Consider the following 11,782-nt stretch of genomic DNA (forward strand, 5'->3'; position numbering starts at 1 on the left):
GCTATTTGGTCGCCACTTCGGTGACGAACATATAGCCTTCGTTGCGGATCGTGCGGATCAGGTCTTCCGAGCCCGGGCGGGCGAGCTTCTTGCGCAGCCGGCTCATCTGCACGTCGATGGCCCGGTCGAAATGCTCGGCATTGGGCCCGCGCGAGATGTCGAGCAGCATGTCGCGGGTCAGCACGCGGCGAGGCCGCTCGACCAGCGCGAGCAGCAGCCGGAACTCGCCGTCGGACAGGTTGATGATCACATCGTCCGGATCCCAGAGCTGGCGCGCCACGGGATCGAGCCGCCAGCCGGCGAAGCGCATGAAGGCGCGGATCGGCGTCGCCGCCGGCGCGGCGCGGTCGTTCTGGCTGCGGCGGAGCACCGAGCGGATGCGCGCCAGCAGCTCGCGCGGATTGGCGGGCTTGGGCACATAATCGTCCGCGCCCATCTCCAGTCCGACGATCCGGTCGATATCCTCGCCGATCACCGAATGGAGGATCACCGCCGGCCCGGCCTCGCGGTCCATCGAGCGTAGGATCGAGAGCCCGTCCTCGCCCGGCATCATCACGTCGAGCACGACAAGGGCATAGTCATGGCGCGCGGTAAGCGTGCGCATCTCGATCGCGCCCGACGCCGTGTCCACGACATAGCCGTGCTGCGACAGGAAGGCCGCGGTCAGCTCGCGGATACCGGGATCGTCGTCGACGATCAGCAGGCGGGTCTCGATGTCCAAGGCTGGTGCTAAAGCTGCAAGTTGCATCCCATAGGGTTAGGGCACGAGCCTAACGCCGGTATTGCAGGGCTGCAACGCACGGAAACATATAGACGGAGCGATGGGGCTGAAGCCGTAAAGGGTTGGTCGTTGCCTTCCTCTTCAACGTCACCCCGGCCTTGTGCCGGGGTCCACAAAGCCTCCCGTTCTGACGTTTGGGCCTCTTGTCCGAAGCTCACCTCCCGGTGGGCCCCGGAACAAGTTCTGGGTGGCGAGAGCAGGGGTAAAAATGTGCTAATGATTAGCAATAGCTCATCAATCCTCCATAATCTGCGAATGTTTCGCAGTGTCCCGCATGCGCAGATAGGTGGCCAGCGACACCCCGATCATCGCGGTGACGTACCAGTAGAAGCCCTGCTCCCAGCCGGCGTCCTTGAACCATAGCGCGACATATTCCGCCGTCCCGCCGAACACCGCATTGGCGATGGCATAGGGCAGGGCGACGCCCAGCGTGCGGATATGGGCGGGGAACAGCTCGGCCTTCACCACCGCGTTGATCGAGGTGTAGCCGGTCACGATCACCAGCGCGCCGAGCATGATCAGGAAGGCGAGGACGGGGCTGCGCACGCTCTCCAGCGCCGTGAAGATCGGCCAGGTCAGCAGCACGCCCAGCACCCCGAAGCCGATCATCAGCGGCTTGCGTCCGATCCGGTCGGAAAGCGCGCCCGCCAGCGGTTGGATCAGCATGAAGCCGAACAGGGCGGCGGCATTGATCTGCGATGCCGTCGCGCGGTCGAAGCCCGAAGTGTTGACCAAGAATTTCTGCAGGTAGATCGAATAGGCGTAGAAGGCGAGCGTGCCGCCGGCGGTGAGCAGCATCACCAGCGCCGCCTCGCGCGGGTGATGCCGGAACAGCGCGAACAGGCTCGACTGGCCGCCGCTCTTCCTGTTCTCGAAGCTCTCGGTCTCCGCCAGCCGCCGGCGCAGCCAGAACACGATCACCGCCAGCACGCCGCCGATCAGGAAGGGGATGCGCCAGCCCCAGGCATCGAGATCGGCTTCGCTCAGCAGCGATTGCAGCACCAGCAGCACCAGCAGCGCGACCAGCTGGCCGGAGATCAGCGTGACGTACTGGAAGCTCGACCAGAAGCCGCGATGCCGCTTGCCGGCCATTTCGGAGAGATAGGTGGCGCTGGCGCCATATTCGCCGCCCACCGATATGCCCTGCATCAGCCGGGCGAGCACGAGCAGCGCGGGCGCGGCGACGCCGATCGTCGCATAGCCGGGGGTGACCGCGATCAGCAGCGATCCGGCGCACATCAGCGTCACCGACAGCGTCAGCCCCGCCTTGCGGCCATAGCGGTCGCCATAGATGCCCATCAGCCAGCCGCCGATCGGCCGCATCAGGAAGCCGACCGCGAACACCGCGGCGGTGTTGAGCAGCTGGGTGGTCTGGTCGCCCTTGGGGAAGAAATGCGGCGCGAAATACAGGGTGAAGGCCGAATAGGCGTACCAGTCATACCATTCGACCAGATTGCCCGCCGATCCCCCCAGGATCGATCGCAGGCGGTGTCGGGGCGGGGCGGCGCTGTCGGCAGAGGTCATCGCCGCACTATGCCGCCAGGAATCGCGCTTGTCTTTGGTTGCGATATCGGCTGAGTGGCGCCACGAATTTGAAGAGGGATTTCCTGAACATGCGTGCCATGCTGCTCGTCGGCGCCGCCCTTGTCCTCGCCGGTTGCCAGTCCGAAGCGGAACGCCAGGCCGCCGCCACGGGCGAGATCGACGTGCGGAATGCTTCGATGCAGGAGGTCGCCAGCCTCTCCCGCGCCGCGCATTCGAAGACGCTGATGCAGCCCGGCACCTGGGATTCGGGCACGCAGGTCCTTTCCGCCGACTTCAGCGACGGGCCGGACAAGGAGAGCCAGCTGGCCGCGGTGCGCAAGCAGGAACGCCATGCGGTGAAGTGCCAGACCGCGAGCGATCTCAAGCCGCTCGACATCGAGAATCTCGAAAAGGTCGCCGGCACCTGCACTTTCCCGCGCTTCGTGCAGAAGGGCGGGAAGCTCGACGTCGAAATCCAGTGCACCCAGGCGAGCGGCGCGAAGACCACGCTCGTCTATGCCGGCACCATGGACAAGCAGGCCTATGACGTGACCGTCGACCAGAAGAGCGGCGCGAAGGGCCAGCCCGGCTATGCCGCGATTCGCATGCGGGTCTATGGCAAGCGGCTCGGACTCTGCCAGGGCGGCGCCCAGAGCTGATCGGCTCGCCGCGCCTGAGAGGAGGCAGGGCCTGTTCGCGCTTGAAAAATTGGAATTGCGCTGTTAGGTGGCCGCCACGACGCCGCAACCCCGCGTTCCGGCGAACCCTTTTCTATTGAATAGACCGGAGCACTGACGGGCTTATGCAGATCATCGTTCGCGACAACAACGTCGACCAGGCACTGCGCGCACTCAAGAAGAAGCTGCAGCGCGAGGGCGTGTACCGCGAGATGAAGCTCCGTCGTCACTACGAGAAGCCCAGCGAGAAGCGTGCCCGCGAGCGTGCCGCCGCGGTCCGCCGCGCCCGCAAGCTCGAGCGGAAGCGCATGGAGCGCGACAGCGCCCGTTGATTCGCGATTCGGCCACGCGCGGTCCTCGCGCGTGGCTATCGTGAACTTAGTGAACTTTCGGTAGCCTGATACCCGCGCCTGGAGCCCAATCGCATGTCCGTGACCGCTGTTCCGCTCCAGCCCGTCAAGCGCAGCTACAAGACCTGGCTCTGGGCCGGTCTGGTTCTGGCGATCGCCATTGCGGTGGCGCTGGCCTGGACGGGTACGCGTGCGGCCGTTGCTGCCAAGGGCGACGACGCGAAGTTCCTCGCCTGGAACAAGAGCCAGCTCGGCGTGCAGACCACGGCTTCGGGCCTCCAGTATCAGCTGCTCAAGGAAGGCTCCGGCCCCAAGGCGCAGGAAGGCGATGGCGCCTCGGTCTGGACGGTCGGCACCCTGCGTGACGGCACGGTCTTCCAGCCGGCGGGCGTGATCCAGATCCCGGTCGGCGGCGCGATCCCCGGCTTCGACGAAGCGCTCAAGATGATGAGCAAGGGCTCGAAGCTGCGCATCTGGATCCCGGCCAACCAGGCTTATGAGAAGGCCGGCCCGCAGCACCCGCTGTTCGGCAAGCTCCTGCAGTTCGATCTCGAGCTCAAGGATCTCATTCCCGCCGAGCAGCTGCGCCAGATGATGATGCAGCAGCAGATGATGCAGCAGCAACAGGGTGGCGCGCCGGGCGGTCCTCCGCCGGGTGGTCCCGAGGGCGGCCGCTAGGAATTCGAACCGCCGGCGGCCACACCGCCGGCGGTTTTGATTCTGCCCATGCCATTCCTCCGTCGCCGGATGCGTGCGTTGCAATCCTGCGGAAAAGGAATAGGGCGATGGGCGAAGTAATAGAGTAAGCCAATCACGGTCTGCCGGGGGGGAATGACAGGTGATATCGCCCATATGCTCATGACCCGCGAACCAGCGCCCCCCATTGCCCGCCATTTTCTCGAATCGCTCAGCTTCCAGCTGCTCGGGATCCTGGCCGGCTCGGTGGCGGTGCCTCTCCTGCTCGCGCTGAGCGAGAGCAACGTGCTCGCCCAGGGCGGGCCGTTCATCATCGGCAGCGCGATTGCCTCGTTTGCCGCGGCCGTCTTCGCGCTGCTCATCTATCGGCGCGTGGCGAGCTTCCCCGGCTCGCGCGGCTTCGCCTATATCATGCCGGCCTTCGCCATCACCTATGGCGTCGCCGCCACGGTGCTGCTCGGCTTCCGCCTGCCCTATAGCGGCCTGATGCTGAGCGCGGGCTTCGTCTCCTCGCTCGCCTTCGGCTTCCTCGCCCATTATCTCGCCCAGCGCATGGCGCGGCGGCAATTCTACCTCGTGCCGTTCGGCAATGTCGGCATCATGGACGAGGTGGAGGGGATCGAGTGGATCCTCATGCACGAGCCGTCGATCCCGGTCGATGACCGGCGCGGCGCGATCGTCGCCGACTTGCGCCACGATCACGCCCCCGAATGGGAGCGGATGCTGGCCGAGGCGGCGATCTCGGGCCGGGTGATCTACCATACCAAGCAGCTGCGGGAATCGCTCAGCGGCAAGGTCGAGCTCGAGCATCTCTCGGAGAACAGCTTCGGCTCGCTGCTGCCCAACCTGGCCTATCGCAAGATCAAGCGGGCGTTCGACATCGGCATCGCGCTGGTCGCGCTGCCGATACTGTCGATCCCGCTGCTCGTCCTCGCCGTGGCGATCCGGATGGATTCGCAGGGGCCGGCGCTCTTCCGCCAGACGCGGATGGGCTATCGCGGCCGTCCGTTCCAGATGGTCAAGTTCCGCACCATGCAGCACGCCCCGGAAAGCGCCGGCGATGCGCGCAACAGCGCGATGACCCAGTCGAGCGACCAGCGCGTCACCCGCATCGGCCGCTTCCTGCGCCGTACCCGCATCGACGAGCTGCCCCAGCTGGTCAATGTGCTGCGCGGCGAGATGAGCCTGATCGGCCCGCGCCCCGAGGCGCTGCCGCTCTCCCAATGGTATGAGTGCGAGCTTCCCTTCTATCGCTATCGCCACATCGTGCGGCCGGGCCTCACCGGCTGGGCTCAGGTCAACCAGGGGCACGTGACCGACCTGGATGCCGTGCACAAGAAGCTGCACTACGACTTTTACTACATCAAATATTTCTCTGCGTGGCTCGATGCGCTGATCATCGTACGCACCATCGGCATCGTGTTCTCAGGCTTCGGCTCCAAGTAGAAGCGGAGTGAAGATCCTGGGATATCGGTCGCGTCTGGTGCTGTCTGTCGTGCCGCGTTTCCGTACGGCTTAATCTGAAAACGGGGTTTATGTCGAATAACGAGCATATCGTCGTCGTCGGTCTTGGCTATGTTGGCTTGCCGCTCGCCCTGGCGCTGGCGCGCAAGTTCCGGGTCACCGGGCTCGACATCGATGCCGGCCGCATCGCCGAGCTGAAGAGCGGCCATGACCGGACCAATGAAGTGGAAGGCGATGCGCTCACCGCGTCGTCGATCGCGCTCACCGCCGATCCGGCGGAGGGCAAGGGCGCCGATATCTACGTCATCACCGTGCCGACGCCGATCGACGGCGAGAACCGGCCCGACCTCGGCCCGATCGTTTCGGCCAGCCGCAGCGTCGCCAAGCTGCTCGATCCGGCCCGCAAGCCGATCATCGTCTATGAGAGCACCGTCTATCCCGGCGTCACCGAGGATATCTGCGGCCCGCTGCTCGAGCAGGAAACCGGCCTGAAGCAGGGCGTGGATTTCTTCCTCGGCTATTCGCCCGAGCGCATCAATCCGGGCGACCGTGAGCATACGGTCGAGCGGATCACCAAGGTCGTGGCGGGCGAGAATCCCGAGGTCACCCGCCGCCTGGCCGACATGTACGGCGCGATCACCAGCGGCGGCGTGTTCGAGGCGAGCTCGATCAAGACCGCCGAGGCCGCCAAGGTGATCGAGAACGCCCAGCGCGACATCAACATCGCCTTCATGAACGAGATCGCCCAGATCTTCGCCCGGCTCGACATCTCGGTCTGGGAAGTGCTCGAGGCGGCGGGGACCAAGTGGAACTTCCTGCCGTTCCAGCCCGGGCTGGTCGGCGGCCACTGCATCGGCGTCGATCCCTATTATCTGAGCTTCCGCGCCCAGGAGCTCGGCCACAACCCGAATGTCATCCTCTCGGGTCGCTCGATCAACGACAACATGGGCGCCTGGGTCGCCGACCAGCTCCATGCGCGGCTGGGCCGTGCGGGCTCGACGCTGGTGCTCGGCCTGGCCTTCAAGGAGAATGTCCCCGACCTGCGCAACAGCCGGGTCGTCGACGTGATCAAGCGGCTGGCGGCGCTCGGCCACGACATCACCGTCCATGATCCGCTCGCCGATGCCGACGAGGCGCGCCACGAATATGGGCTGGAGCTGGACGCCGAGGCGCTGTCGCGGCGCTACGACCTGGTGCTCGTCGCGGTGCCGCATGCGCATTATGCCGAACTGCCCGACGCGCAGCTCGAGGCGCTGGTCGCCGAGGGCGGTCTGCTCGCCGACCTCAAGAACCTGTTCGGCAAGCGCAGCCTGCCCGGCCATATCGCCCGCTGGTCGCTCTGAGATGGGCGGGCCGGCCCCCGGCACGGCGGTTCCCGGCCCGCTGATCGGCCGGCGCGGCTTCGTGGCGAGCGCCTTCGCGACAGCGATGGTGCCGTTCGCGAGCTGCTCGGCCGGCGCGTTCAAGCCCGAGGGGCCGCAGTTCACGCCCGAGGCGTTCGGCGCCAGGGGGGACGGGATCGCCAATGACGGGGCGGCGTTCGCGGCGCTGTCGGAAGCGGTCAACCGCGCCGGCGGCGGCACCGTCTCGTTGCGCAAGGGCGCGACCTACATCGTCGGCGGCCAGACCCGCTCGGCCGATCCCAAGTCGACCGGCGGTTACACCTTCGTGCCCCGCGACGTGCTCCGCTTCCGCGGCTGCCGCAACGCAGTGACGGTGCTGGGCAACGGCGCCACGTTGCGCGCCGTCAACGGCTATCGCTACGGCACGTTCGACACCAGCGGCGCGATCACCCGCAACAAGATGCCCTATTTCGGCCCGCAGATCGCGGCGGGCTATTCGGCGCTCGTCTTCGTCGAGGAATGCAGCGGCCCGGTCTCGATCCAGGACCTCGAGCTCGACGGCAACATGCGCCGTGCGGTGGTCGGCGGGACCTGGGGCGATGCCGGCATCCAGCTGCCGGGCTCGGGGCTGGTGTTCCGCAACAACACCGGCAAGTGGCAGGTCCGCAACGTCCGTGCGCATGATCATCCGCTGGACGGCCTGCTGGTCGATGATCCCGGCGCCCCGAACACGCCGCCCTCGGGTTCGGGCACCTCCGGGTGCGACTTCTACGAGAATGGCCGCCAGGCGCTCAGCGTGGTCGGCGGCGTCGGCCATGTCTTCGCCGACAGCAAGTTCCGGCGGACCCGCCGCGGCACCCAGGTCGGCAGCCCGCCGGGTGCCGGCGTCGATCTCGAGGCCGAAGGCGAGAAGATCGTCCGCGGGATCCGTTTCGAGCGATGCGAGATGAGCGACAATGCCGGCCCGGCCTTGCTCCATGGCGGCGGCAAGGTGAGCGACATCGACGTGGTCGATTGCCGGGTCATCGGCACCAGCACCTGGGCCTATTACAGCGCCGGTGCCGAGAACATGCGCTTCCGCGGCACCACGATCGTCGGCGCGGTGGTCAACCTGCGCGGCGGGCCCAGGGGCGAGCTGTTCGAGAATTGCCTGATCACCAACGATCCCGCGCTCGCGCCGCGCGGCACGCAGCCCTACAGCCCGGGCGGCTTCCTGATCCCCGACGGCGTGACCGGCGTGCGCATCATCGGCGGCGAGATCCGCCAGGCGGGCGGGACGGGTGGCTCGAACGCCAACCAGGACCAGATGCTGCTCGACGGCGTGACGATCCGCGCCACCCACGGCGCGATCGCGCTCTATGGCCGCTTCCGCAACTGCCGCTTCGTCGAGGCGGGCGGCACCATCCTGGCGCTCCCCGGCGGTGCCGAGGGCAGCCGCAATGCCGGCAACAGCGAGACGCCCTGGACGCTCACTCGCGGCGGGGTGACGCGCCGCTTCCCCGCGACGTGTGCCGCCGGCCGCTGCCCGCCCCGCAAGGGGGAGGGCTGAGCCTCAGCCCGCCGTAGCCAGCCGGGGCGGGGAGGAAGGCTGCGGCACGCCGTTCCCGGCATCGAGCCAGGCCTGGAACATCAGCATCGACCAGATCGCCTGCTCGGAATTGCGCTCGCCGCTGAGGTGCTGGCGCCAGCGCTCGCGGACGCTGGCGGCGTCGAGCAGGCCCTGCTGGCGCAGGCGCGTCTCGTCGAGCAGCGCCTCCGCCCAGTCACGCAGCGGCCCCTTGATCCATTCGCCCACCGGCGCGGCGAAGCCGGCCTTGGGACGGTCGAACAGCGCAGCAGGCGCGTTGCGGAACAGGAGCGTGCGCAGGATGTGCTTCCCGCTGCCGTCGCGCACCTTCATGTCCAGCGGGATGCGCGCCGCCACCGCGGCGACCCGGTGGTCGAGCAGCGGCGCCCGCGTCTCCAGGCTGACCGCCATCGCCGCCCTGTCGACCTTGCACATCACGTCGTCGGGCAGATAGGTCATCGCATCGACATACATCGCCTGGATGGTGTCGGCGGCCGAAGGCAGGCTGGTGTCGTTCGCCGGCATCGCCTCGTCCAGCAGCACCGGCGACGCTTCGCCATGCCATTCGTCGACGAAGGACGTGAAGGCATCGGCGAAGCTGTGCGAGCGCATCATCACGCCCGCCGCCTTGCGCAGCTTCGCTCCCACCTCGGGCCGGCCCCAGCCGGGCACCGACTGGGCGATGCGGTTCCACATATGGGCGGGCAACCGCTCGACCCCGCTGCCGATCAGGCTACGCACCGGTGCTGGCACGCGCTGCGCCATGCGCCAGGCGCGGGGGACGGCGAGGTGACGGTTATACCCGCCGAACAGCTCGTCGCCGCCATCGCCGGACAGCGCGACCGTCACCTGCTCGCGGGCAAAGCCGCTGACGATATAGGTCGGCACCTGCGAGGCATCGGCGAAGGGCTCGTCATAGATTTGCGGCAGATGGGGGATCACGTCCCTGGCCTCGCGAGCCGAGACATAATGCTCGTTATGCTCGGTCCCGAAATGCGCGGCGACCGCCTTGGCATATTCGGCTTCGTTGAAGCCCCCTTCCTCGAAGCCGATCGAGAAAGTGCGGACCGTGCCGCTGGTATATTTGCGATAGAGCGCGACGACCGTGGAGGAATCGATGCCGCCGGAGAGGAAGGCGCCGACGGGCACATCGGCCATCGCCTGTTCGCGGATCGACTCCGCCAGCGCCGCTTCGAGCTGGTCGAGCGCTTCCTTCTCGTCGGTGATCGGATCGGCCAGCCCGGCCTCGACCACGTCGCGATAGGCCCAGTAAGGCTCCAGCCGCATGCCGTTCTCGGCCTTGCCGGGAACCGGGGGCGTGGACTGGGACGCGGGAACCGCGCCCGCGTCGATCGACAGGATATGCGCCGGCTGCAGCTTGAAGATGCGCTCGTAGATGCTGAGCGGAGCGGGGACGAAGGCGCGCGATGCGAAGCGGGACAGCGCCCGGCGGTCGATCGGATTGTCGAAGCCCGGCAGCGCGAGCAGCGCCTTCAGCTCGGAGGCGAAGGCGAAGCTGCCGCCGACCCAGCCGAAATAGAGCGGCTTCTCGCCGAACCGGTCGCGGGCGAGCCGCAGTACCCGGTCGCGCCGGTCCCATAGCGCCAGCGCGAACATGCCGGCGGCGCGCTCCAGCGTCGCCTCCAGGCCCCAGCGGTCGATACAGGCGAGCAGTACTTCGGTGTCGCTATGCCCGCGCCAGGCGATCGGCGCGCCCGCCGCCTCGGCTGCGGCGCCGATCTCGGCACGCAGCGCGGCGTGGTTGTAGATCTCGCCGTTATAGACGAGCACATAGCGCCCGCTCGCGTCCTGCATCGGCTGATGCCCGGCCGGAGAGAGATCGACGATCGCAAGCCGGCGATGCGCGAGGCCGATGCCGGCCGCATCGTCCTGCCAGACGCCCTGGTCGTCGGGGCCGCGATGGTGGAGCGCCTCGGCCATGCCGCGCAGGCTGGCCGGGTCGACTGCGCCCCGCGTCAGAAGGCCTGCAATACCGCACATGCTTCATGCTCCGTAACTTGCGGCGCGCCTTGTTCGCCGCCTGCGCGTCTATCGAAGCAGCCTCCGGCGCGCCAGTGCCCAGCCGCGCCGAACCGACGGATGGCGCCTTTCCTTTTCCGATCCGCCCGTGCTACGGGCGCCCTGCGCTTGGGGAGGGGGCTCGCGCCATTCCCGCGGCGTTCGTGTCAAGCAAATGAAAGCCGCCCATGGTTTCCTTTATCGATTTGCAGGCCCAGTACTCGCGTATCCAGGAAGATGTGGAAGCCTCGGTGCTCCGTGTCCTGCGCAGCGGGCAATATATCCTGGGTCCCGAAGTGACGAAGCTGGAAGAGCGGCTCGCGGATTATGTTGGCGTAAAGCATTGCGTTTCCTGCGCCTCGGGCACCGATGCCCTGGTGATGGCGCTGATGGCCAAGGGCGTCGGCCCGGGTGACGCGGTCTTCACCGTGCCCTTCACCTTCATGGCCAGTGCCGAGGCGATCGCCACGGTCGGCGCGACCCCGATCTTCGTCGATGTGGAGGCGGACAGCTTCAACATCGATCCCGCCGCGCTCGATCGCGCAGTGAAGGCGCTGGCTGCTGCCGATCGCTCGATCCACCCGCTGCCGCGCATCCCCGACGAGGAGCTGAAGGCGCTCAAGCCCAAGGGCATCATCGCGGTCGATCTGTTCGGCCTGACAGCGGACTATGCCGCGCTCAACGCCATTGCCGATGCGAATGGCCTCTTCGTGCTCGAGGACGCCGCGCAGAGCTTCGGCGCGAGCGCCAACAATGCGCGCGCCGGCGGCCTAGCCGAGATCGGCTGCACCTCCTTCTTCCCGGCCAAGCCGCTCGGCTGCTACGGCGATGGCGGCGCGATCTTCACCAACGATCCGGCGTTCGCCGAAGTGCTCCGCTCGATCCGCGTGCACGGCCAGGGCTCGGACAAGTACGACAATGTCCGCCTCGGCATCACCGGCCGCCTCGATGCGGTCCAGGCGGCGATCCTGCAGGTCAAGCTCGACGTGTTCGACGACGAGATGGTCCAGCGCCAGCGTGTCGCGGAGAGCTATCGCAAGGCGATCGCGGCAAGCGGGCTCGACCTCGTCGCGCCGGTGGTCCCCGGCCACCAGGTGAGCGCCTGGGCGCAGTACACCGTGGTCGCCAAGGACGCCGCTGCGCGCAGCGCCTTCCAGAAGAAGCTCGCCGACAAGGGCCTGCCCACCGCGATCTACTATCCCAAGGCGCTGCACCAGCAGCAGGCCTTCGCCTATCTCGGCTATGCCGATGGCGATTTCGCCGTCTCCGAGGATCTCGGCGGCCGCGTGTTCAGCCTGCCGATGCATCCCTATCTGCCGGATGCCGAGATCGAGACCATCGTCGAAGCGATGAAGGGCTGA

Annotated in this window: 10 protein-coding genes; 7 read left to right on the plus strand and 3 right to left on the minus strand. The window is 67.2% G+C overall.

Features of this window, described 5'->3' with window-relative positions; translation table 11 throughout:
• Position 1: 1 nt before the first annotated feature.
• Positions 2–748 (minus strand): response regulator, encoded by a 747-nt coding sequence (locus ACEN8G_RS04865; protein ID WP_413414810.1) that lies wholly within the window; start codon positions 746–748, stop codon positions 2–4.
• A gap of 267 nt (positions 749–1,015) precedes the next feature.
• Positions 1,016–2,305, minus strand: a complete 1,290-nt coding sequence (locus tag ACEN8G_RS04870; RefSeq protein ID WP_413414809.1) for an MFS transporter — start codon at positions 2,303–2,305, stop codon at positions 1,016–1,018.
• A gap of 89 nt (positions 2,306–2,394) precedes the next feature.
• Between ACEN8G_RS04870 and ACEN8G_RS04875 the strand changes: the two genes are divergently transcribed.
• From ACEN8G_RS04875 to ACEN8G_RS04900, 6 genes are all read left to right on the plus strand, one after another.
• On the plus strand, positions 2,395–2,964 hold the full coding sequence (locus ACEN8G_RS04875; protein WP_413414808.1) for a DUF3617 domain-containing protein: 570 nt from the start codon (positions 2,395–2,397) through the stop codon (positions 2,962–2,964).
• Between the two features lie 143 nt (positions 2,965–3,107).
• Positions 3,108–3,314, plus strand: coding sequence for a 30S ribosomal protein S21 (gene rpsU / locus ACEN8G_RS04880; protein ID WP_010545388.1), 207 nt, complete (start codon positions 3,108–3,110; stop codon positions 3,312–3,314).
• A gap of 93 nt (positions 3,315–3,407) precedes the next feature.
• A complete protein-coding gene (locus ACEN8G_RS04885) occupies positions 3,408–4,010 on the plus strand; it encodes an FKBP-type peptidyl-prolyl cis-trans isomerase (RefSeq protein ID WP_413414807.1) in 603 nt (200 codons plus the stop codon).
• A 180-nt stretch (positions 4,011–4,190) separates the two neighbouring features.
• On the plus strand, positions 4,191–5,474 hold the full coding sequence (locus tag ACEN8G_RS04890) for a sugar transferase (protein WP_413414806.1): 1,284 nt from the start codon (positions 4,191–4,193) through the stop codon (positions 5,472–5,474).
• 89 nt (positions 5,475–5,563) lie between these two features.
• Positions 5,564–6,835 carry a nucleotide sugar dehydrogenase gene (locus ACEN8G_RS04895; RefSeq protein WP_413414805.1) on the plus strand — a complete coding sequence of 424 codons (1,272 nt, stop codon included), beginning with the start codon at positions 5,564–5,566 and terminating at the stop codon, positions 6,833–6,835.
• Between the two features lies 1 nt (position 6,836).
• Positions 6,837–8,384: a hypothetical protein gene (locus tag ACEN8G_RS04900; RefSeq protein ID WP_413414804.1), complete on the plus strand. Its 1,548-nt coding sequence runs from the start codon at positions 6,837–6,839 to the stop codon at positions 8,382–8,384.
• Positions 8,385–8,387: 3 nt separating this feature from the next.
• On the opposite strand, the gene asnB is transcribed toward ACEN8G_RS04900, so the two are convergent.
• Positions 8,388–10,403: an asparagine synthase (glutamine-hydrolyzing) gene (gene asnB, locus ACEN8G_RS04905; RefSeq protein WP_413414803.1), complete on the minus strand. Its 2,016-nt coding sequence runs from the start codon at positions 10,401–10,403 to the stop codon at positions 8,388–8,390.
• A gap of 206 nt (positions 10,404–10,609) precedes the next feature.
• On the opposite strand from asnB, the gene ACEN8G_RS04910 reads away from it, so the two are divergent.
• A complete protein-coding gene (locus ACEN8G_RS04910) occupies positions 10,610–11,782 on the plus strand; it encodes a DegT/DnrJ/EryC1/StrS family aminotransferase (protein ID WP_413414802.1) in 1,173 nt (390 codons plus the stop codon).

This window comes from Sphingomonas sp. Sphisp66 (genome assembly GCF_047324325.1).
Lineage (GTDB): Bacteria > Pseudomonadota > Alphaproteobacteria > Sphingomonadales > Sphingomonadaceae > Sphingomonas.